This window comes from Zoogloea sp., from assembly GCF_041908905.1.
Lineage (GTDB): Bacteria > Pseudomonadota > Gammaproteobacteria > Burkholderiales > Rhodocyclaceae > Zoogloea.
In genome coordinates, this window is sequence record NZ_JAYREK010000020.1 from 17657 (window position 1) to 40137 (window position 22481).

Sequence of the window (22481 nt, forward strand, 5' to 3'; positions counted from 1 at the left end):
GCCAGCGACGGCTCAGGAGAGGCTGAGGCGGACCAGCTCGGCGACGCTGCCGACCCCCAGCTTGTCCATCATCCGGGCCTTGTGGACCTCCACGGTGCGCGGGCTGATCGCCAGCGCCGCGGCGATCTCGCGGTTGTGCCGGCCGGCCACCACGTGGTCCATCACCTCGCGCTCCCGCGGGGTCAGCGCCTCCAGGCGCAGCCGGGCCGCGCTGCGGCGGGAGGCGGCATCGACCGCCTGGCGCTGGCGGGCGAAGGCCTCGTCGATGGCCGCCAGCAGGCGCGCCTCGTCGAGCGGCTTTTCGAGGAAGTCCACCGCCATCGCCCGGAAGGCCGCCCGCGCCGAATCCACGTCGCCGTGGCCGGTCATCACGACCACCGGCAGCTCGCAGCCCTGCTCGAGCAGCTGCCGCTGCAGGGTCAGGCCGTCCATCCCCGGCATGCGGATGTCGAGCAGCAGGCACCCCCGCCAGTGGGGCTTGAGCGCCTGCAGGAAGCTGGCGGCATCGGCGAACAGCGCCAGGCGGTGGTCATGGACGGCCAGCAGCAGGCCGAGGGCATCGCGAACGGAGGGGTCGTCATCGACGATGAAGACCGTCAGGGAATCGGTCATGGCGGTGGGGTTTCCTGGATCGGTAGGACGAGCTTGAAGATGCCGTGGTCCGCCGCCTCGCCCCACAGGCGGCCGCCGTGGGTCTCGGCGATGGCCCGGCTGATGACGAGGCCCAGGCCGAGGCCGCTCGACTTGGAGGAGCGGAAGGACTCGAAGGCCCGCTCGAGGTCCCGGGGGGCGAGCCCCGGGCCGGAGTCTTCCACGCAGATCAGCACCTGCCCGCCGGCGAGCCGGGCGGCGCGGAGCGAGACCCGGCGGGCGGCGGGCTCCACCGCAGCGACCGCGTCGAAGGCATTGGACAGCAGGTTGCGCAGCACGACCTCGAGCTGCAGGCGGTCGGCGAGCAGGGTGAGCGCCGGCACCTCGGCCACCTCGAAGGCGACCCCGCCCTGGCGGGCCCGGGAATGGTAATGGGCCGTGGCGGCGGCGATCAGTTCGTCCAGCCTGACCGCCTCGAGCCGGGTCGCCCCGGTGTGGAAGAAGTCCCGCAGGCGCCGGACCACCTCGCCCGCCCGCCGCGCCTCGGCGCGCATGCCGTTGATCGCCGCCTCGAGCCGACTGCCGGTCTCGCCGCGCACTTGGAGGGCGTCGTAGGCCGAGGCATAGGCGCCCATCGCCGTCAGCGGCTGATTGAGCTCATGAGCCAGGGCGCCGGCCATCTCCCCCGCGGCGGCGAGCCGCAAGGTCTGGCGCAGCTCGCTGCTGGTGCGGCACTGCTCGTCCACCACCCCGCCGATGAAGAAGCCGACGAGCACGATGACGACCGCCAGCATCTGCAGCTCGGCCATCGTCACCGCCCGGAAATCGAGCACCTGCATGGCGCCGATCATGCCGAGCTGGAGCACGGTCGCGGACACGATCGCCCCGGCCATGCCCTGCCGGACCGAGGCCCAGACGATGGGCAGGAAGAGAAAGTAGAACAGCTTGAAGCCGCCTTCACCGCCCAGCCCGAAGGCGATCCACAGCACGACCACCCCCAGCAGCGAATGGCCCAGGGTCTCCCAGCTCCGCAGCACCGTATGCAGCGCCAGCCGGCCCCGCCCGACGCTGAGCCACCAGAAGAGCGGCATCGCCACGGTGATCCCCACCGCGTCCCCGACCCAGGACCGGACCACCCCGGCCGACCATCCGTCCCACGGCAGCAGACCGAGCAGGCAAAGGCTGCTGACATACACCAGGCTGTTGAGCAGCGTCCCGCACACCACCGGCAGCATCCACCCGACCAGGGCCGCCCGGTCGTCGAGCAGTGTCGTGGGCGCCATGCGTCGCCGGAGCACCGCGCTCAGCAGCAGATAGCCGGTGGCGAGGATCAGCGCCGGGAGCAGGCGGTTCCACCAGGGGAAGGGCACCCCGCGCACCAGATATTCGCCGAGCAGGACGGCGACGACCAGCACTGGCCCGGCGCCCGGCCCCCGGCGCAACAGGAAGACGAGGCCGAGGGCCGCCGCCGGATTCCAGGGCGTGATGTTGAGGCCGTGCAGCGGATGAATGAAGCTGGCGGCGTCGAGGGCCACGTAAAGCGCGACAAAAGCGAGGGGCAACAGAAACTTGGACAAGACGCAGGCGGCGTGGAGCATGGCGATGGCGGCATTCTGAGCCAAGCGCCGCAATCCGGTAACACGGGCAACCCGTACGGCTTGCCCCTAAGCGATCCCCGAATTTTCCTGCGGGCCCTGGCCGGGTACCGTAAGGCACGACGCCTCACCCGGCCCGCTTCACCGGCCTTGCCACAGCCTCCGCCCCCCTGGCGTGGAGGTCTTGGCGTTTCAGGTGCGGAGCTGGCCGGCCATCGTCGGCGCCCGCCCCCGCGGGGCGATCCGCAGACTGCGCGGGCACGCCCGCTGATCCCGACCCGCCCGGCCGGCACGGCGGAACGCCCGCCGGCCACGCCCTTTACCGACGGCGCGGCCACTGGGGCGCCACGGCTCCGCGTCCGCCCCGGACATCATTTGAATGGTGGATATCCCATGTTGAAAATTGGTCTCATCGGCTACGGCAAGGCAGGACAGGCTGTCGCAAATGTCCTGCAGGCAGACCCGGAGCTCGAACTCGCCTGGATCGCCCGAAGGACCGGGCAGGAGAGCGCTCCCCGCGCCGACGCCCCGCCCCCCCCCATCGTCGGGATCGACCGGCTCGCCGACCCCGACTGGCTGGACCGCCACCCGGTCGATGCGCTGATCGACTTCTCGAGCCCCGCCGCCGTCCACCGCTACGGCGAGGCGGTGCGCCGGCGCAGGCTGATGCTGGTGAGCGGAATCTCCGCGTACAGCGACACGGACCTGGCCTACGTCCGCTCCCTGGGCGAGGACGCCCGGGTGATGAGCTCGCCCAACATCACCCTCGGGATCAACTTCCTGATCCTCGGGGCCAGGCTGCTCCGCGAGATCGCCCCCCACGCCGACGTCGCCGTGATCGAGGAGCATTTTCGCGACAAGCCGGAGGTCTCGGGCACCGCCCGCAAGATCGCCGAGTCACTGGATATAAAAGACGACGACATCCGGTCGCTGCGCCTCGGTGGCATCGTCGGACATCACGAGGTGGTGTTCGGCTTTCCGTACCAGACGGTGCGGCTGGTGCACGACTCGATCCGCCGGGAAGCCTTCGGCACGGGCGCCGTCTTTGCGCTCCGCGAGCTGGCGAAGCGCACCGGGCCGGGCTACTACAGCTTCGAGGACCTGCTGGTGCAACGGCTGCGCAGCCAGTTGCTGGCCGCCTGAGGAGAGCGGCGCAGGGCTGGGATCAGGGCCGGATCTGGATGCCCCAGCCGAAACCACCGTACGGCGCGAAGCGGGGATGGGGGTAGGGATAGCCGAAGGGGTAGCTGCGATAGGGCCAGAACGGATCGGCGTAGGGCACGCTGCGCCGGTAGCGCTCGGCGTCGGCCTGGGCGCGCTTGAGGGCGGCGGCCTGCTCGGCGTCGCGGCGGGCGCGCGCGGCGGCGGCTTCGTCCCGGGCCCAGCGCTGGTGGGCCTCGTCGAGGGCGTCGAGGACCTCCGGCGCCACGCCCTGGGCCTTCAGGCGCACCGCCTCGGACGGGCTGATCGGATGGCGGGTGCCGGTGCGGCGGATCTCGTCGATGAGGGCGGCGCTGGGCTGCCCGGCGCGGGACCGGGCGACCACCTCGTCGAGGCTGAGGGGCAGCGCCGGCTGGCGGGCGCTTTCGATGCCGGCCAGCGCCGCCGGGTCGAGCCGCTGGATGGCCTCGGGGGAGGCGTGCGGCGCGGCGCAGCCGGACTGCAGCAACACGGCGGCGAGGACGGCGGCAGGTGCCAGGTGGCGCGCGAGCATGCCCCTCTCCTACAGCCGCTCGTAGAGGCCGACCACCAGATCCATCTGCTCGAGGATACGCTCGCTGGTGGTGCCCACGTCGGAAGCCGCCTTGACCCGATCGGCGGCGGAGGTGAGCTGCAGGGCGTTCTGGAAGAAGAACCACTGCTGCTCCACCAGCGCCAGCTCGGCCTTGATCTGGGCGGTGTTCTGGCTGGCCGCCTTGAGGGTCTCGTGGGCCTTGGCGAACTCCTTCATCGACGCGTCGAGCATGCTCGACGCCTCCGCGGCATTGACCCCCATCTGGCGGAACAGGTAGGCCTTGGCCATGCGCTGGGACAACATACGCTGGCGGCCGGAGAGGTTGATCAGCTGCCCGCTGGCGGTGCCCGAGACCTTCTCGTAGGCCACGGTCAGCTTCTGCGCCGCGGCGAGCACCGCCTCGTTGTGGGTCCAGATGGCCTTCGCGTCGCTGCGGATGTCCACCAGCAGCGGGCGGCAGGCGCGCCATTCCTGCTCGAGAGCCTGGGCCAGCCCGCGGATCTCGTCGCCGGGCTGGAGGCTCTTGAGCTCGCCGAGGATCTGCTCGAAGGAAGCCAGGGACTGGTGCAGGATGCTCCGCCCCCGCTCCGGCAGCACGCCCTGCACCAGCAGCAGCCAGGCCTTGGCGCTGCGCTGGGACAGCATGCGCAGCCGGCCGGACTTGTTGATCGCCATCGGCAGGCTGAGGGCGGTGCCGGCCACCGGGGCCGCGACGGCAGTGGCCGACAGCAGGCCGCAGGCCGCACCGAAGATCACGAAATCACGTCTTTGCATGTCAGGCTCCCGTGCCGCCGACCGTCAGTCCGTCGATGCGCAGGGTGGGCTGGCCGACGCCCACCGGCACGCTCTGGCCGTCCTTGCCGCAGGTGCCGACGCCCGGATCGAGGGCGAGGTCGTTACCGATCATCGAGACCCGGGTCAGGCAGTCGGGGCCGTTGCCGATGAGGGTCGCGCCCTTGACCGGGCGGGTCACCTTGCCGTCCTCGATGAGGTAGCACTCGGAGGTCGAGAAGACGAACTTGCCGGAGGTGATGTCCACCTGCCCACCGCCGAAATTGACCGCGTAGAGGCCGTTCTTGACCGACGCGATGATCTCGGCCGGCTCGTGCTGGCCGGCCAGCATGATGGTGTTGGTCATGCGCGGCAGCGGCAGGTGGGCGAAGGATTCGCGGCGTCCGTTGCCGGTGGGCGCGACGCCCATCAGGCGGGCGTTGAGCATGTCCTGCATGTAGCCGGTGAGGATGCCGTCCTCGATCAGCACGGTGCGCCGGGTGGGGTTGCCCTCGTCGTCGATGGTGAGGGAGCCGCGGCGGTCCGGCAGGGTGCCGTCATCGACCACCGTGACGCCCTTCGCCGCCACCTGCTGGCCGATGCGGCCGGCGAAGGCGGAGCTCTCCTTGCGGTTGAAGTCGCCCTCCAGGCCGTGGCCGATGGCCTCGTGGAGCAGGATGCCGGGCCAGCCGTTGCCGAGCACCACGGTCATGGTGCCGGCCGGCGCCGGGCCGGCGCCGAGGTTGACGCGGGCCTGGTGCACCGCGGCCTTTGCGTAGTCGCCGAGCACCGCGTCGCTGAAGTAGGCGTAGTCGTAGCGCCCGCCGCCGCCGCCCGAGCCCTGCTCCCGGCGGCCGTTCTCTTCCATGATCACCGTCACCGAGACGCGCACCAGCGGACGCACGTCGGCGGCCAGGTGGCCGTCGCTGCGGGCCACCAGCACCACCTCCCAGGTGCCGACGAGGCTGGCCATGACCTCCTTGACCCGCGGGTCCTCGGCCCTCGCCATCGCCTCGAGGCGCTCCAGCAGCCGGACCTTGGCGACGTCGTCAAGGGAATCATGCGGGTTGCCGGCGCCGTAGAGGGCCAGCGGCGGTTTTTTGACGGCCTCGATCTTGTGGGCCTTGCGGCGCCCGGCGGCGGCGATCGCGCGGGTGGCGTCGGCGGCGTCCTTGAGAGCCTTCAGGCTGATGTCGTCGGAGTAGGCGAAGGCGGTCTTCTCGCCGGTGATCGCCCGCACGCCGACCCCCTGCTCGATGTTGAAGCTGCCCGACTTGACGATGCCCTCCTCCAGGCTCCACGCCTCCGAGCGGTGGTACTGGAAGTACAGGTCGGCGTAGTCGAGCTTGTGGCGGAAAAGCTTGCCGAAGACCTTGTCGAGATCCTCGAAATCCAGGTCGTAGGGCTTGAGGAGCAGCTTGCTGGCGGTCTTCAGCGGGCTGGGGGTCGGATTCTTGCTCATGGGCTTTCGGTTCGTGAAGACGGTTATTTGATCTTGCGGTGACGCAGGGCCGGCAGGCAGGCCCGCACGCCGGCAATACGGGCCGGATCGACGTCGGCCACCACCACCCCGGGGCCCTCGGGCAGGCTCGCCAGCACCTCGCCCCACGGGTCTATGATGATGCTCTCACCCCAGGTCCTTCGGCCATGGGGATGTGTCCCGCCCTGGGCACTGGCGAGCACGTAGCACTGGTTTTCGATGGCGCGGGCGCGCAGCAGCACCTGCCAGTGGGCGCGGCCGGTGGTGTGGGTGAAGGCGGCGGGGAGCACGATCAGGCTCACCTCGCCCATCGCCCGGAAGAGTTCGGGGAAGCGCAGGTCGTAGCAGATCGACAGCCCGATCTCGCCGCAGGGCCCGTCGAAGCACACCACCTCGTTGCCGGCCTCGATGGTGGCCGACTCGTCGTAGCGCTCGCGGCTGGTCTCGAAGCCGAACAGATGCACCTTGTCGTAGCGGGCCACCCGGTGCCCGGTGTCGTCGAACACGAGGGTCGAGTTGCGCACCTTGTCGGGGTCGTCGGCGGCCAGCGGGATCGAGCCGCCGACCACCCACAGCTTGTGGCGGCGGGCGGCATCCTTGAGGAAGTCCTGCAGCGGGCCCTCGCCATCGCGCTCGCGGATGCGGATCTTGGCCGTCTCGTCGGGGCTCATCAGCGGGAAGTATTCGGGCAGCGCCACCAGCCGGGCGCCCTGGGCTGCGGCCTCGCCGATCAGGCGGTCGGCCTCGGCCAGGTTGGCGTCCACGTCGGGGCCGGAGATCATCTGCACGGCGGCAATGCGGCAAAGCTGGGAGCTGTTCATGGGGTGCGTTCCTCGCGCTGTTTCGTGGGCGCGGCCACCGGGAGGGCAGCCAGCTTTTCCACCTTGGGGTCGGACCAGTTGCCGGTCACGGCGTATTCGAAGCTGAAGAGTTTCTCGACCGGGTCGCGCAGGGCCTTCTGCACGAGGTAGGTGGCCACGCCGACCATCGGGTGGATGGCCCCCATCGAGGCGATGGCCGAGCCGACGGCGATCGACTCGGACAGGGTTGGCTGGACCTTGACCCGCAGGTTCTGCGACTCCCGGACCGCGTCGGCCTCGCCGCTCATGAAGACCCTGGCGGCCGGGCCGGCGAGTTCGAGATCACTGGTGCGCAGCACGCCGTTCTTCATCTGGATGCTACCGGAAACCCGGTCGAAGGCGAATCCCTGGGAAAACACGTCGCGGAAGTCGAGGGTGATCCGCCGCGGCAGCGCCTGCAGGCTGAGCACCCCGAGGAGCCGCCCGACCCCCGGCTCGAGCTGGGCGAACTGGCCGTTGTCCACCGCCACCTGCATCTGCCCGCCCAGGCTGGGCAGGTGCAGCGCGGTGGGCGGCCCCTTCCAAGCGAGCTCGCCGGCGAGGCTGCCGCGGCCGCGCCGCACCGCCTCCGGGTAGCCGAAACGGGCGAGCAGCTTCTCGACGCTGGTGACGTCGAGCCGGAAGTCGAGCCGGGTCTCCTCGCGGGTGCCGGGCCGCCACACGCCCTTGCCCGACAGCACGCCGTCGGGGTTGGCGATGCTGAGCTGCTCGAGGCGCCAGGTTTCGCCCTGGTTGGCCGCCTTCAGCTCCAGCCGGCCGAGCTGGCGGCCCCGCAGCACGAAGCTGTCGGCGCTGATGTCGAGTCCCGGCAGCTCGGAGAGGCGCTCTTCGTCGGGCACTTCCCGCGCGGGCGCCGCGTCCGCGTCGGGGCTGCCGATGGTCAACTGCCGGAAGCGCGCCTGCAGCCGGCCGCGGCCCTGGTCGCGCCACACGAAGTCGCCGCTGGCCTCGCGGCTTGCCAGGCGCGCCTGCCAGCCGCCCTCCTCCATCACCGCGCGCAGGCGCACGTCGCCGAGGCGCTGGCCGAACATCTGCAGCTCGCCCGCCCGCAGCGCCAGGCCGGAGATCGGGAAGGCCTCGTCACCGTCGCTGGCCGCGGCCTCTGCCGGCCGGCCGGGCTTGCCGGCGAGGGCCTTGCGCCAGGCGTCGGCGTCCAGCCGGTCGGCGCTGGCCGACAGCATCACCCCCTTGTCGGCGAGGCGCAGCGGCTCGTTGAGGGACATGCCGCCCCGGGTCACGACGCTGCGCTCGCCCCGATACTGGCGCTGGAACTGGGCCTGGAAGACGCTGCCCGCCGCCAGCCTGAGCGTGTCGCCGGACACCGGCCGGCCGTCGCCCGCCGGCACGGCGACCTCGAAGTGGAAGGGCATGCTCGCCGCCGCCGACTTGTTGAGCGGATCGGGCAGGCTGGAGACGATGCCGTTCAGGGTGCTGTCGAGCACGAACTCGACGCCACCCTTCTTGGGCACGGTGACGGCCCCCTTCCACGGGGCGCTGCCCGACAGGTGATCGAGCAGCGGCAGGTCGACGGCCTGGCGCAGGCCGGTGACGCTGAGGGTGCCCTGGGTGTTCAGCACCACGCTGCCGTCGGGCCGGGTGCCACCACTCACCATGACCGGGTCGCCGAACACCCGCGCGCTGCCGTTCTTCACCACGAGCTGGCTCTCGGTGAAGGCGACCCGCCCGGCCGCCTCGGTGAAAGCCGGCAGCGACGGAGCCACCCGCAAGGCATTGTGGGCAAACTGGTATTCGCCCTTGACCCGCGAGGTTTCGATCTTCGCCAGCGGCAGCACCAGGTGCAGGTCGAGGCTGCCGTTGCCCTCGACGCGGAAGGGATCGGTGAAGTGGTTGATGCTCGCCGCCACCGGGCTCTCGGCGATGAAGCGCAGGAAGTCCTGGGTCGGGCCGCTGGCGGTGCCGCGCACGCTGAGCACATCGTTGGTCTCGAAGTCCGGCAGCACCGCGGTGACGTCCGCGAGCGTGGCGCCGAAGATCCGGCCGCGGTGGGCCTTGATGGTCATGCCGGCGCCCTCGAAGAGCAGCTCGCCGGAGATGCCCTCGATCCTCGGCCAGCCCTGGGCGTAGTCGAGCAGGCCGTCGGTGACCCGGGCGGTGACCCGGAAAGTGCCGTCCTTCGGGTTGCGGAAGGGAAACTTGGCGAGATCGCCCTTCAGCACCAGCCGCGCATCCTCGGCCCGGCCGCCGGCCAGGCTGTGCTCCAGCCAGTCGCGGGCTGCCTTGCCGACCACCGTGGGCATGTAGCGCCACACGGCGCGGGCGTCGGCCTCGGTGAGGCGGGCCTGCAGGTCGATCTCGCCCGGCGTGTCGCGGCTGGCCCGGTAGCGCCCGGCGGCCGAGCCGCGGGTGTCGCGGTTGGCGAAGCTGGCGCTGGCCAGGGTCACCTCGAGGATGCCGCCCGGGTGGCTCCAGCTCCCGTCGGCGGCCAGCTCGGCCAGGGCCAGGCGCGGCGCCGGGAAGATCTGCGGCAGGTCGAGGCTGGCATCGCGCCCGCTGAGGCTGAAGCGACCGCCCTTCTCGTTGCCCTCGATGCGCCCGGAGAGGCCCGAGAAACCCGGCCAGGCCCCGACCGGGGCGATGCCCAGGCGGGTGAAGCGCGCATCCACCGCGTAGCTCGCGAGGCGGCCGACGCCCACCGTCCACCGGACGTTGGCCGGCGCCACCTGGCCGGCGGGGGCCAGGGCCGCCAGCCGCGCCCGGAAGGCCGGGTCGAAGGGCAGGCGCCCGGCCAGCTCCGAGAGCACCGACAGATCCAGCTGGCTGGCCACGAACTCGCCCTGGGCCGGCTCCTTGCCGCGGGCTTCGCGCAGGCGCAGGAAGAAATCCATCGGCGCCAGCGCGAGCCCGTCGCGGGTCACCAGCGACAGCTTGCGCCCGCTCGCCTCGGTCACCCCATCCTCGTCGCGGTAGCGCAGGCGGCCGGAGGCACGGGCAAGGGGGATGGCGTCGAGCTCCGCCCCCAGCCGGGCGTGGGCGTCCCGCAGCGCGAAATCCGCCGTCACGCCGCTGAGCCGGCCCGCGGCGACCTCCAGCCACAAGCGCAGGCCGCCGGCGCCATCCACGTCGAGGGGGTAATCCACCCACTGGCGCCAGGCCCCGAGAGCGGCATAGTCGAGGGCGGCGTAGAGCTCGCCGCGCCAGTCGGCCAGCGTCGCCGGGTCGCGCCCGCGCAGGTCGCCCCGCACATCGAGGGCCGCCGCCAGCCGGGCCGGCGGCTGGGCGCGCAGGCCGAAGCGGTGGTGGGCGCCGCGGTTCTCGAGGCGGAACTCGAGCTTGTCGAGGGCCAGGTCCTCGGCCCCGCGCAGGGCGTCGCTCCACACCAGGCGCGCATCGCGGATCACGATCTCGCGCTGGTCGAGCAGCCAGTGGGCGAAGTCGCCCTGCCCGCCCCCGGTCTGGACCGGCAGCCCGGCGACGAAGACGCGCCCGTCGGCGAGGCGGCGCACCGCCAGCTGCGGCCCGGCGATCTCGAGCCGGTGCAGGCGCAGGCGCAGCAGGAGCAGCGAGCTCCAGCCCGGCTGGGCCTCGACCCGCTCGAGGCTGAGGGCCGGCCGGCCGGCGGCGTCCTTGATGGTCAGCCCGCCAAGCCGGAAGGTGGGGCGCAGCCCCTCCCAGTCGGCCGACAGGCTGTCTATCTCCACCGGCAGGCCGAGGGAGCGCGACAGCAGCCCGGCGACCTCGGCCCGGTAGGCCGGCACCTGGGGCAGCGCGAAGTGGCGCAGGCCCAGGAACAGCAGCCCGCCGGCAAAATAGACGGCCAGCGTCAGCCAGGCGAGCCGGCGCAGCCACAGGCGCGGCAGGTGCAGCAGCGGAAAGCGGCGGCCCTCAGCCACGCGGGGGCAGGCCGGCACGCGGGCCGCAGCGCGGACCGCAATGAAGGCCGGAGAAGACGGCGGGATGGCTCACGGCGCGCTCAGCACGGGGCCGCCGGGCCCGCAAACGCAGCCCGGCACGCCACACATACGGCATCGGGCTTGACGAAAATCAGTCCGGCAGACATAAGTCGGGGTCACCATAAGCAATTCCGCATTCTACCAATCGGCCTCCACCATGTCCGAACAGCCCACGGCCCTGCCCCAGCCCATCCTCGACGCCCTTTCCTGCTCGCGCTTCCTGCGCCGCCAGCTCGACAGCCGCAGCTGGCTCGCCCCGCGCCTCGCCGCGAGCATCGCCGCGCCCCTCGACGCCACCGCGCTGCGCGACTTCCTGCGCGACGAGAAGATCGACGACAACACCCTCAAGCCGGTGCTGCGCCGGCTGCGCGCCTGGGTCATCTGCCACGTGATGGTGCGCGACCTGGCCGGCCTCGCCAGCCTCGCCGAGGTCACCGAGACGATGACCCTGCTCGCCGACATCGCCGTCGAGACCGCCCACGACATCCTGCGCGACCAGCTGATCGCCCGCCACGGCATACCGCTGTCGGCCGACGGCCGCGAGCAGGAGTTCATCATCATCGGCATGGGCAAGCTCGGCGGCCGGGAGCTCAACGTCTCCTCGGACATCGACCTGATCTACGTCTATCCCGAGGACGGCAGCACCGCCGGCCCCAAGATCATCGACAACTTCGAGTTCTTCACCAAGCTCGGCCGCGGCATCATCCAGGCCCTCAACGACCTCACCGGCGACGGCCAGGTGTTCCGGGTCGACATGCGCCTGCGCCCCAACGGCGACTCCGGCCCGCTGGTGGCCAGCTTCGACATGCTCGAGAACTACTTCATCACCCAGGGCCGCGAGTGGGAGCGCTACGCCTGGATCAAGGCTCGCGTGATGACCGGCATCCGCAGCGCCGAGCTGGCCGACATCGCCCGCCCCTTCATCTTCCGCAAGTACCTCGACTTCGGCGCCATCAACGCCATGCGCGACCTGCACGCCCAGATCCGCCGCGAGGTGGCGCGCAAGGACATGGCCAACAACGTCAAGCTCGGCCCCGGCGGCATCCGCGAGATCGAGTTCCTGGCCCAGGTCTTCCAGCTGATCCGCGGCGGGCGCGACACCTCGCTGCAGATCAAGCCCACCCTCAAGGTGCTCGACCGCCTCGCCGAGCGCGGCATCATCACCCGCGAGGCCGAGCAGCAGCTGGCCGCCGCCTACGACCTCCTGCGCCGCGTCGAGCACCGCCTGCAATACCTCGACGACGCCCAGACCCACAACCTGCCGGGCAGCCCCGACGACCAGGCGCTGATCGCCCGCGGCATGGGCTTCGACACCTACGACGCCCTGCTGGCCGAGCTCAACCGCCACCGGGAGATCGTCGGCAGGCACTTCGACACCGTCTTCGGCGACCCCACCGAGGAGGGCCACAGCCTCGACGAGCTGTGGGCCTGCGCCGCCGATGAAGAACGCAGCGCCGAAGAATTCCGCCGCCTCGGCTACCCCGACGCCGCCGCCGCCGCCCGCCGCCTCGCCGCCGCCAAGAACGGCAGCCGCTACCAGCAGATGCCGCCGGGCATCCGGATGCGCTTCGACCCGCTGATCCCGCGGGTCGTCGAGGCCGCCGCCGAGACCGCCGACCCCAACGCCACCTTCGAGCGCCTGCTCGACCTGCTCGACGCCATCAGCCGGCGCGGCTCCTACCTGGCCCTGCTGCAGCAGTACCCGCAGACGGTGCACAAGGTGGCCGAGCTGGTCGGCGCCTCCAGCTGGGCCGCCCAGTTCCTCAACCGCCACCCGATCCTCCTCGACGAAGCCCTCGACCCGCGCCTGCTCGAGGAAGAACTCGACCTGCCCGCCTTCCGGGCCGAGCTGGCCCGCGCCCTCGACGAGATCGAGCCCGACATGGAACGCCAGATGGACCTGATGCGCGAGCAGCACCACGCCCAGGTGTTCCGCCTGCTCACCAAGGACATCGCCGGCAAGCTCACCGTCGAGCGCCACGCCGACTACCTGTCGGCCCTCGCCGACATCATCGTCGACCTCGCCGTGGCGATGTGCTGGCGCAAGATCAAGAACCGCCACCGGGACGATCCGAAGTTCGCGGTGCTGGCCTACGGCAAGCTCGGCGGCAAGGAACTCGGCTACGCCTCCGACCTCGACATGGTCTTCGTCCATGACGACGACGCCCCCGAGGCCGCCGAGCTGTACACCCGCCTCGGCCAGCGCACCAACACCTGGCTGTCGGCCCAGACCCCGGCCGGCCAGCTCTTCGAGACCGACCTGCGCCTGCGCCCCAACGGCGACGCCGGCCTGATGGTGGTGTCCCTCGAAGCCTTCCGCCAGTACCAGCTCGAGAACGCCTGGGTGTGGGAACACCAGGCCCTCACCCGCGCCCGCTTCTGCGCCGGCGACCGGGAGATCGGCGCCAGGTTCGAGGCCATCCGCTGCGAAGTCCTGCGCCAGCCGCGCGACCTCGCCAAGCTGCGCGAGGAGGTGCTGGCGATGCGCCAGCGCATGGTCGACGCCCACCCCAACAAGACCGGGCTGTTCGACCTCAAGCACGACCGTGGCGGCCTGATCGACGTGGAGTTCATCGTGCAGTACCTCGTGCTCGGCCACGCCCACCGGCACGCCAGCCTCACCGGCAACCTGGGCAACATCGCGCTGCTCGGGATGGCCGGCGAGCTGGGCCTGATCCCGGCCGAAGCCGCCGCGGCGGTGGCCGACAGCTACCGCGAATACCGCCGCCTGCAGCACGGCCTGCGCCTCAACAACCAGCCCTCGCGGGTGCCCCACGAGCAGGTCGCCGCCATGGCAGAGGGCGTGCGGCAGCTCTGGAACCAGGTTTTCGACGACCACCTCGCGGCCTGACCGGACCGGCGGACGGCGGGCAGCAGCGCCCGCCGCCCGCCGGAGCACAGCCCACCGCAGGTCAAAAAAGTCAACACAAGCCCCCCCCAAACCCGTACAATCCGCCAACCGTGCGCCTGCCAATCAGCGCACCGGCCTATTTTTTTCATTCGTTTCGTCCGATCCCCCCGATCGCGAAATCTCGTTGCGCCCGCCCCGATTGGTGCCGCTCCCCGTGAGCGGTCAGGCCGTCGCAGGAGCACACAATCCCATGACTCAAGCCGAATCCGCTGCGCAGGCAGCGGTTGCGATCAGCTTTTCCGATCTCGCCCTCAGCGAACCCATCCAGCGCGCCATCGCCGAAACCGGCTACACCGCGCCCACCCCGATCCAGGCCCAGGCCATTCCGCAGGTACTCGCCGGTGGCGACCTGATGGCCGCCGCCCAGACCGGCACCGGCAAGACCGCCGGCTTCACGCTGCCGATCCTGCACCTTCTCTCCGAGGCCCACGCCCACAACCAGAAGGCCGGCCGGCCGCGCTGCCTGATCCTCACCCCGACCCGCGAACTCGCGGCCCAGGTCGAGGAATCCGTGCAGACCTACGGCAAGCACCTCCCGCTCACCTCGATGGTGATGTTCGGCGGCGTCGCCATCAACCCGCAGATCACCCGGCTCAAGAAACGCGTCGACATCCTCGTCGCCACCCCGGGCCGCCTGCTCGACCACAACACCCAGGGCACCATCGACCTCTCGGGCGTCGAGATCCTGGTGCTCGACGAAGCCGACCGCATGCTCGACATGGGCTTCATCCGCGACATCAAGAAGATCCTCGCGCTGCTGCCCAAGAAGCGCCAGAACCTGCTGTTCTCGGCCACCTTCTCCGACGAGATCAAGGCCCTCGCCGACGGCCTGCTGCACAAGCCCGGCTTCGTCGAGGTCGCCCGCCGCAACACCGCCTCCGAGCTGGTGCAGCAGTCGGTGCACCTCTGCCCGCAGAAGCAGAAGCGCGAGCTGCTCGCCTTCCTGATCAACAAGCACCAGTGGTTCCAGGTGCTGGTGTTCACCCGCACCAAGCACGGCGCCAACAAGCTCGCCGAATACCTCGGCAAGCACGGCATCCCGTCCGCGGCGATCCACGGCAACAAGAGCCAGTCGGCGCGCACCCGCGCGCTGGCCGACTTCAAGGACGCCAAGCTGCAGGTGCTGGTCGCCACCGACATCGCCGCCCGCGGCCTCGACATCGACCAGCTGCCCCAGGTGGTCAACTTCGAGCTGCCCAACGTGCCCGAAGACTACGTGCACCGCATCGGCCGCACCGGCCGTGCCGGCGCGTCCGGCGCCGCCGTGTCGCTCGTCGACCGCGAGGAGCTGCCGCTCCTGAAGGACATCGAGCGCCTCATGAAGCGCCTGATCGAGAAAGTCGAGGTGCCCGACTTCGTGCCCTCCGCCGCGCCGCAGGAATCCGACGAGCGCCCGCCCCGCGAACCCCGCCCGGCCCACCAGGGCAAGCGCGGCGAACGGGAACGCCGCGAGCAGAAGCCGGCCCAGGCCGAGGCTAGCCGCCAGGGCAAGCCCCAGGGCCAGAAACCCGCCCAGGGCCAGGGCCGCCCGCAGCAGGCCCAGAAGCAGGGTCAAGGGCAAGGCCAGGGTCAGCCGCGCAGCGGTAAACCCCAGGGCCAGGCAGCCGGCGGCCAGGGCATCGAGCGCGGCAACCGCGCCCAGCCCGAGCGTCGCCCGGGCGGCCGCGACACGGATGACGACTTCGGCAACCGCGTCGATTACCAGTCCCGCCACAAGTCGCCCTACCGGGATCCGGACGCACCCCGCGGCGGCGGCCATCGCCACGGCAACGCCAGCGGCAACGGCGGCAACCCCAACCGCGGCACGCCCGCGGCCCTCGAGGAAGCCCGCCGCCAGCCGGTCACCCTGACCGGCCGTCGCCCGGGAGAGGCCAAGCCGGCCCTCTTCAGCAGCCCCCGCGGCGGCCAGGGCGGCAACGGGGGCAACGGCAACCGCTGATGTGCTCCTGATGCGCCCCTGAACCGGCTCATCATCAGGCCCGCCTGCTCCCCGGGCGGGCCTTTTCGTTTCATGGGCCCCTGCACGGGGCCTCGCTTACGGCTGGAGCGAGGTCGGGCTCTGCACGACCACCACCACCGGCGCGGGCGTGCGGGCGTATAACGTTGGGGCGGGTGTATGGTGGGGGCGGGGGGCGGGGGGGCTGCCGGCGAAGACCAACAAGACCACCACCACCGGCGCGGCCTTGCGGCCGTCAACCTTGGCACGGGGAGAATCGAGGCGGCCGGGCTCGGCCTGCATGCCGACGACGACCATCACCCCACCGAGGAGCAGGCCGACCAGGAAGGACTTGAGACGCACCGCGAGGCGGCTGGAATTATTACGGGTGGACATTTTTGGCACTCGACTTGGTCAAAATCTATAACTTTAGTTATACGCCCCTCAGACCCGATTACCCGTGATGGGTTTCGCGGCAAAGGAGGTCGCACCCTGGTCGGAATGCACGGCGCCCGATCCGGGCGCCCTGCGGGCTTGAAGCCGGCCGGCCCGCCCCCACATGGGAAGCATTCTCATCGCACAGGCGCAACCCCCATGCAGAAAAAACTCCAGTTCAGCCTGTGGTATTTCGTCTTCGCCCTGTTCGCGATCTTCACCCTGCACGACCTGTGGGTGCAGATGCGCACCGTCGAACCCGTGCCCTACAGCGAGTTCCAGCGCATGGTGAAGGACGGCGAGGTGAGCGAGATCGCGATCACCGACAACACCATCCAGGGCACCCTCAAGAAACCCCTCGCCGACGGCCGCCAGAAGTTCGTCACCACCCGGGTGGATCCGGCGCTGGCCAGGGAGCTGTCCCAGTACGACGTCAAGTTCACCGGCCTGGCCGAGAACACCCTGCTGCGCGACATCCTCGGCTGGGTGCTGCCGGCGGTCATCTTCGTGGGGATCTGGATCTTCGCGATGCGCAAGTTCGCCGGCAAGCAGGGCATGGGCGGCGGCTTCATGAACCTGGGCAAGAGCAAGGCCAAGGTGTATGTCGAGGCCGACACCGGCGTGAGCTTCGAGGACGTGGCCGGCGTGGACGAGGCCAAGGACGAGCTGAAGGAGGTCGTCGGCTTCCTGAAAGACCCGAAGAGCTACGGCCGCCTCGGCGGGCGGGTGCCCAAGGGCGTGCTGCTGGTCGGCCCGCCGGGCACCGGCAAGACCCTGCTCGCCAAGGCCGTGGCCGGCGAGGCGGGCGTGCCCTTCTTCTCGATCTCCGGCTCGGAGTTCGTCGAGATGTTCGTGGGGGTCGGCGCCGCGCGGGTGCGCGACCTCTTCGAGCAGGCCCGCGCCAAGGCGCCGGCGATCATCTTCATCGACGAGCTCGACGCCATGGGCCGCGCCCGCGGCGCCTTCGCGATGGGTGGCCACGACGAGAAGGAACAGACCCTCAACCAGCTGCTGGTCGAGCTCGACGGCTTTGATTCGTCCTCCGGCCTGGTGCTGCTGGCCGCCACCAACCGCCCCGAGGTGCTCGACCCGGCCCTGCTGCGGGCCGGCCGCTTCGACCGGCAGGTGCTGGTGGACCGCCCGGACAAAAAAGGCCGCGTGGCGATCCTGCAGGTGCACATGAAGAAGATCACCCTCGCCCCGGGGCTCGACGCCGAGCAGGTGGCGGCGCTGACGCCGGGTTTCTCTGGCGCCGACCTGGCCAACCTGTGCAACGAGGCAGCCCTGGTGGCCACCCGCCGCAATGGCGACGACGTGACGCTGCGGGACTTCACCGTGGCCGTCGAGCGCATCGTGGCCGGCCTCGAGAAGAAGAACCGCGTCCTCAACGAGCACGAGCGCACCGTCGTCGCCTACCACGAGATGGGCCACGCGCTGGTGGCGATGGGGCTGCCGGGCACCGACCCGGTGCACAAGATCAGCATCATCCCGCGGGGGGTCGGCGCGCTGGGCTACACCATCCAGCGCCCCACCGAGGACCGCTTCCTGATGACCCGCGCCGAGCTCGAGAACAAGATGGCGGTGCTGCTCGGCGGCCGCGCAGCGGAGCTGCTGATCTTCGGCGAAGTCTCCACCGGCGCCGCCGACGACCTGCAGCGGGTCACCGCCATCGCCCGCTCCATCGTGATGCGCTTCGGCATGCACGAGGCGCTCGGCAACGTCGCCTACGACAGCGACAAGACTAACTTCCTCGGCCAGGCCGCGCCCCAGGCCCAGGAGCGCAGCTATTCCGAGGAGACCGCCCGCGAGATCGACTGTGCGGTGCGCGAGATCGTCGCCCGGGCCTTCGAGCGGAGCAGCGCGATCCTCGCCTCGCGGCGCCCCCTCCTCGAAGAGAGCGCCCGCGACCTGCTCGCCCGCGAGACCCTCGACGAGGCGGATCTCAAGGCCATCCACGACCGGGCGACGGCCGGCTAGGGTCGCCTTCGACCCAAGGCCCCGGCGCGGGGCCTTGTCATCGGAGGCGCCGGCAGGGCTACAATCAAGGGAAACATGCGCCTTTGCCCATCATTCCGTCCCGGAGGTATTGCCATGCACCGTTTCCACCTGCCCGCCCTCGCCCTCCTCGCCAGCGCCACGCTCGTCGCCCAGCCGGCCGCCGCCCAGGAGTCGGCCACCCTCAGGAAGATCAAGGACAGCGGCACCATCTCCCTCGGTCACCGGGAATCCTCCATCCCCTTCTCCTACTACGACGACAGGCAGCAGGTGGTCGGCTACAGCCATGAGCTGATGCTGAAGGTGGTCGATGCAGTGAAGGCCGAGCTCAAGCTGCCCAGCCTCGCCGTCAAGCTCACCCCGGTCACCTCCCAGAACCGCATCCCGCTGGTGCAGAACGGCACCGTCGACATCGAGTGCGGCTCCACCACCCACAACAAGGAGCGCGCCCAGCAGGTCGCCTTCTCGAACACCCTCTTCATCATCGGCACCCGCCTGATGACGAAGAAGGATTCCGGCATCCAGGACTTCCCCGACCTCGCCGGCAAGAACGTGGTCACCACCGCCGGCACCACCTCCGAGCGCCTCATCCGCAAGATGAACGACGACAGGAAGCTCGGCATGAAGATCATCTCCGCCAAGGACCACGGCGAATCCTTCCTGACCCTCGAGACCGGCCGCGCCGTGGCCTTCATGATGGACGACGCCCTGCTCTACGGCGAGATGGCCAAGGCCAAGCGCCCCGGCGACTGGACCGTGGTCGGCACGCCCCAGAGCTTCGAGGCCTACGGCTGCATGATGCGCAAGGACGACCCGGGCTTCAAGAAAGTGGTCGACGCCGCCCTGGCCAGGGCCATGACCTCCGGCGAGGCCGAGGCGATCTACCGGAAGTGGTTCACCCAGCCCATCCCGCCCAAGGGCCTGAACCTCAACTTCCCGCTCTCCGAGGCCATGCAGAAGCTCTACAAGGCGCCCAACGACAAGGCCTTCGAATGACGGCCGGCGGGGCGCGGGAGACGGCTCCCGGCGCCCCGCCCGGGGGCCCTCACGCCCCGCTCGTCGCCCACCCACTCCCCACTTTCCACCAACGCCATGAGCTACCAATGGAACTGGGGCATCTTCCTCGCCCCCGCCGCCTCCGGCGACAGCACCTACCTGGGCTGGATGCTCTCCGGCCTGCAGGTGACCGTCGCCCTGTCCCTGTCGGCCTGGGTCGTCGCCCTCGCCCTCGGCAGCCTGATGGGCGTGCTGCGTACCGTGCCCAACCGCGGGCTCTCGGGGCTCGCCGCCACCTACGTCGAGGTCTTCCGCAACATCCCCCTGCTGGTGCAGCTCTTCATCTGGTACTTCGTGCTCCCCGAGCTGCTCCCCTTCGGCCTGGGCGACGCCTTCAAGCAGGACCTCGACCCCCTCACCCAGCAGTTCCTCTCGGCGATGCTGTGCCTCGCCTTCTTCACCAGCGCCCGCGTCTGCGAGCAGGTCCGCGCCGGCATCAACGCCCTGCCCCGCGGCCAGAAGAACGCCGGGCTGGCCCTGGGCTTCACCCTGCCCCAGACCTACCGCCACGTGCTCCTGCCGATGGCCTTCCGCCTGGTGGTGCCGCCGCTCACCTCCGAGTTCCTCAACATCTTCAAGAACTCCGCCGTGTGCTCGACCATCGGCCTGCTGGAGCTCGCCGCCCAGGGCCGCCAGCTCGTCGACTACACCGCCCAGCCGTATGAGTCCTTCATCGCGGTCACGGTGCTCTACCTGCTGATCAATGTGGTGGTGATGACCCTGATGCGCGTGGTCGAGAACAAGACCCGCGTGCCGGGCTACCTGGGAGGGAAGTGAGATGTATGAATTCGACTGGTCGTCCATCCCCGGGGCGCTGCCCTTCCTGTGGGAGGGCATGAAGGTGTCGCTGGAGATCACGCTCACCGCGGTGCTCTTCGGCATCGTGTGGGGCACGGCGCTGGCGATGATGCGCCTCTCGGCGGTCAAGCCGCTGGCCTTCCTGGCCGCCAGCTATGTGAACCTGTTCCGGGCGATCCCGCTGGTGATGGTGCTGCTGTGGTTCTTCCTGATCGTGCCCCAGTTGCTCAAGGGCTTCTTCAACCTGGACCCGAACACCGACGTGCGCCTCGCCTCGGCGATGGTGGGCTTCGCGCTGTTCGAGTCGGCCTATTACTCCGAGATCATCCGCGCCGGCATCCAGAGCGTCCCCAAGGGCCAGGTGGCCGCCGCCTCGGCCCTCGGCATGACCTACGCCCAGGCGATGCGCCTGGTGGTGCTGCCCCAGGCCTTCCGCAACATGGTCCCCCTGCTGCTCACTCAGGCCATCGTGCTGTTCCAGGACACCTCCCTGGTCTATGTGTCGGCCCTGGCCGACTTCTTCGGCGCCGCCTACAAGGTGGGCGACCGCGATGGCCGGCTCGTCGAGCTGCTGCTCTTTGCCGGTGCCGTCTATTTCGCCGTCTGCTTCGCGGCCTCCCAGCTGGTGCGCCGCTACCAGCAGAAACTCAACGCCCACGTGGCACATTGATTGCGGGCTCACCCATGATTTCGATCCAGAACGTCTCCAAGTTCTACGGCAGTTTCCAGGTGCTCACCGACTGCAGCACCGAAGTGCGGAAAGGCGAGGTCATCGTGGTCTGCGGCCCGTCGGGCAGCGGCAAGTCCACGCTGATCAAGTGCGTCAATGGCCTCGAGCCCTTCCAGGCCGGCACCATCACCGTCGACGGTATCCCGGTGGGCGACCCGAAGACCAACCTGCCCAAGCTGCGCAGCCGGGTCGGCATGGTGTTCCAGCACTTCGAGCTGTTTCCCCACATGAGCATCACCGACAACCTCACCATCGCCCAGATCAAGGTGCTCGGCCGCAGCCGCGAGCAGGCGGTGGACAAGGGCCTCAAGCTGCTCGACCGGGTCGGCCTGAAGGCCCACGCCGGCAAGTTCCCTGGCCAGCTCTCCGGCGGCCAGCAGCAGCGGGTGGCGATCGCCCGTGCGCTGGCGATGGACCCGATCTGCATGCTCTTCGACGAGCCCACCTCGGCCCTTGACCCGGAGATGATCAACGAGGTGCTCGACGTGATGGTCGAGCTGGCCCGCGAAGGCATGACCATGATGTGCGTCACCCACGAGATGGGCTTCGCGAAAAAGGTGGCCAACCGGGTGATCTTCATGGACCAGGGCCGCATCGTCGAGGACGACAGCAAGGACGCCTTCTTCGGCGCCCCCCGCTCCGAGCGCGCCCGCCAGTTCCTGGCGCGCATCCTGTCGCACTGACGCCTCACCGCCCCACGCCATGATCCATCTCCTCGCCACCGGCGGCACGATCGCCGGGGAAGCCGATCCCGACGCCCGACCCGGGCGTTACCGCGCCGGCGTGCGGCCGGTGGAGGCGCTTCTCGCCGCGGTGCCCGGGCTAGACGCCCTCGGCCCGCTCACGGCCCGGCAGATCCTCGCCCTCGACAGCAAGGACATGACGCCGGCCGACTGGCTGACCCTCCTCGCCGCCACCCGGGCCGCCCTGGACGAGCCGGCCTGCGCGGGGGTGGTGATCCTCCACGGCACCGACACCCTCGAAGAAACCGCCTGGTTCCTGCACCTCACCCTGCCCGCCGGCAAGCCGGTGGTGCTCACCGGCGCGATGCGCCCGGCCGACCACCCGGCCGCCGACGGCCCCGCCAACCTGCGGGCGGCGTTACGCCTGGCCGCCAGCCCGGAGGCCTGCGACAAGGGGGTGCTGGTGGTGATGAACGGCCAGATCTTCGGCGCCCGCGGCGTCGTCAAGGCCCGCAGCACCGGGCTGGACGCCTTCGAATCCCCCGAGCCCTGGCAGTCCGCCCGGCCCGACGGCCGCTTCGCCGGGCTGCAGGTGGCGGAACTCCCCCGGGTGGACATCCTGCCCGGCTATGCCGGCGCCCCGGCCGACCTGATCGACGCCAGCGTCGCCGCCGGCGCCCGAGGGCTGGTGCTGGCCCTCGCCGGCAACGGCAGCGTGCCGGCGGCCTGGCTGCCGGCCCTGCGGGCGGCGCGCCGGCAGGGCGTGGCGATCGTGCGCGGCAGCCGCGCCGCGGGCCCCGTGGAAGCGGACGCCAACGCCGACGACACGGGCGAAGGCTGGCTCACCGCCGGCGACCAGCCCCCCCCCAAGGCCCGTATCGCGCTGATGCTCGGCCTGGCCAGCGGGTTGGGCGGCGAAGCCCTGCGCGCGGTGCTGCTGGCCTGCGACGCCGCGCGGTCCATCAGGCCGGCGCCGGCGTGATCACGGGCCGGC

17 protein-coding genes are annotated in these 22481 nt (G+C 70.5%); 9 read left to right on the forward strand and 8 right to left on the reverse strand.

All coding sequences use genetic code 11. The features are described from left to right. Positions 1-12: 12 nt before the first annotated feature. Both ACE3OU_RS11870 and ACE3OU_RS11875 read right to left on the reverse strand, forming a co-directional pair. The gene (locus ACE3OU_RS11870) at positions 13-612 is read right to left on the reverse strand and encodes a response regulator transcription factor (protein ID WP_374241773.1); all 600 of its coding nucleotides are present in this window, start codon (positions 610-612) and stop codon (positions 13-15) included. After that, a complete protein-coding gene (locus ACE3OU_RS11875; RefSeq protein WP_374241774.1) occupies positions 609-2213 on the reverse strand; it encodes an ATP-binding protein in 1605 nt (534 codons plus the stop codon). The genes ACE3OU_RS11870 and ACE3OU_RS11875 overlap by 4 nt, the downstream gene beginning before the upstream one ends. A 366-nt stretch (positions 2214-2579) precedes the next feature. On the opposite strand from ACE3OU_RS11875, the gene ACE3OU_RS11880 reads away from it, so the two are divergent. Further along, complete coding sequence (locus ACE3OU_RS11880) at positions 2580-3329, forward strand: 4-hydroxy-tetrahydrodipicolinate reductase (RefSeq protein WP_374241775.1); 750 nt, start codon at positions 2580-2582, stop codon at positions 3327-3329. Between the two features lie 22 nt (positions 3330-3351). Here the strand turns inward: ACE3OU_RS11880 and ACE3OU_RS11885 are convergent, their stop codons facing one another. Genes ACE3OU_RS11885 through ACE3OU_RS11905 form a run of 5 tightly spaced genes read right to left on the reverse strand, consistent with a single transcriptional unit; the run spans position 3352 to position 10883 of the window. After that, positions 3352-3900 (reverse strand): hypothetical protein, encoded by a 549-nt coding sequence (locus ACE3OU_RS11885; protein WP_374241776.1) that lies wholly within the window; start codon positions 3898-3900, stop codon positions 3352-3354. 9 nt (positions 3901-3909) lie between these two features. Next, positions 3910-4695, reverse strand: coding sequence for a type IV pili methyl-accepting chemotaxis transducer N-terminal domain-containing protein (locus ACE3OU_RS11890; protein WP_374241777.1), 786 nt, complete (start codon positions 4693-4695; stop codon positions 3910-3912). A gap of 1 nt (position 4696) precedes the next feature. Further along, the gene (gene tldD, locus ACE3OU_RS11895; RefSeq protein ID WP_374241778.1) at positions 4697-6154 is read right to left on the reverse strand and encodes a metalloprotease TldD; all 1458 of its coding nucleotides are present in this window, start codon (positions 6152-6154) and stop codon (positions 4697-4699) included. 23 nt (positions 6155-6177) lie between these two features. Continuing rightward, positions 6178-6993: a carbon-nitrogen hydrolase family protein gene (locus ACE3OU_RS11900; protein WP_374241779.1), complete on the reverse strand. Its 816-nt coding sequence runs from the start codon at positions 6991-6993 to the stop codon at positions 6178-6180. Next, positions 6990-10883, reverse strand: a complete 3894-nt coding sequence (locus ACE3OU_RS11905; RefSeq protein WP_374241780.1) for a YhdP family protein — start codon at positions 10881-10883, stop codon at positions 6990-6992. Before ACE3OU_RS11905 ends, ACE3OU_RS11900 begins: the two co-directional genes overlap by 4 nt. Before the next feature lie 217 nt (positions 10884-11100). Here ACE3OU_RS11905 and glnE point away from each other — a divergent pair, with 217 nt between their 5' ends. Both glnE and ACE3OU_RS11915 read left to right on the forward strand, forming a co-directional pair. After that, positions 11101-13794, forward strand: coding sequence for a bifunctional [glutamate--ammonia ligase]-adenylyl-L-tyrosine phosphorylase/[glutamate--ammonia-ligase] adenylyltransferase (glnE, locus tag ACE3OU_RS11910; protein WP_374241781.1), 2694 nt, complete (start codon positions 11101-11103; stop codon positions 13792-13794). 250 nt (positions 13795-14044) lie between these two features. Further along, positions 14045-15793, forward strand: a complete 1749-nt coding sequence (locus tag ACE3OU_RS11915; RefSeq protein WP_374241782.1) for a DEAD/DEAH box helicase — start codon at positions 14045-14047, stop codon at positions 15791-15793. A 96-nt stretch (positions 15794-15889) separates the two neighbouring features. On the opposite strand, the gene ACE3OU_RS11920 is transcribed toward ACE3OU_RS11915, so the two are convergent. After that, the gene (locus ACE3OU_RS11920; protein WP_374241783.1) at positions 15890-16186 is read right to left on the reverse strand and encodes a hypothetical protein; all 297 of its coding nucleotides are present in this window, start codon (positions 16184-16186) and stop codon (positions 15890-15892) included. Between the two features lie 198 nt (positions 16187-16384). On the opposite strand from ACE3OU_RS11920, the gene ftsH reads away from it, so the two are divergent. The 6 genes from ftsH (at position 16385) to ACE3OU_RS11950 (ending at position 22469) form a co-directional block, all read left to right on the forward strand. Further along, a complete protein-coding gene (gene ftsH / locus ACE3OU_RS11925; protein ID WP_374241784.1) occupies positions 16385-18202 on the forward strand; it encodes an ATP-dependent zinc metalloprotease FtsH in 1818 nt (605 codons plus the stop codon). Positions 18203-18316: 114 nt separating this feature from the next. Beyond that, positions 18317-19216: a glutamate/aspartate ABC transporter substrate-binding protein gene (locus ACE3OU_RS11930; protein ID WP_374241785.1), complete on the forward strand. Its 900-nt coding sequence runs from the start codon at positions 18317-18319 to the stop codon at positions 19214-19216. A gap of 96 nt (positions 19217-19312) precedes the next feature. Further along, on the forward strand, positions 19313-20053 hold the full coding sequence (locus ACE3OU_RS11935; protein ID WP_374241756.1) for an amino acid ABC transporter permease: 741 nt from the start codon (positions 19313-19315) through the stop codon (positions 20051-20053). 1 nt (position 20054) lies between these two features. Then, on the forward strand, positions 20055-20744 hold the full coding sequence (gene gltK / locus ACE3OU_RS11940) for a glutamate/aspartate ABC transporter permease GltK (protein WP_374241757.1): 690 nt from the start codon (positions 20055-20057) through the stop codon (positions 20742-20744). A gap of 14 nt (positions 20745-20758) precedes the next feature. Further along, positions 20759-21487 carry an amino acid ABC transporter ATP-binding protein gene (locus ACE3OU_RS11945; protein ID WP_374241786.1) on the forward strand — a complete coding sequence of 243 codons (729 nt, stop codon included), beginning with the start codon at positions 20759-20761 and terminating at the stop codon, positions 21485-21487. A gap of 19 nt (positions 21488-21506) precedes the next feature. Further along, positions 21507-22469: an asparaginase gene (locus ACE3OU_RS11950; RefSeq protein ID WP_374241787.1), complete on the forward strand. Its 963-nt coding sequence runs from the start codon at positions 21507-21509 to the stop codon at positions 22467-22469. Positions 22470-22481: the final 12 nt, after the last annotated feature.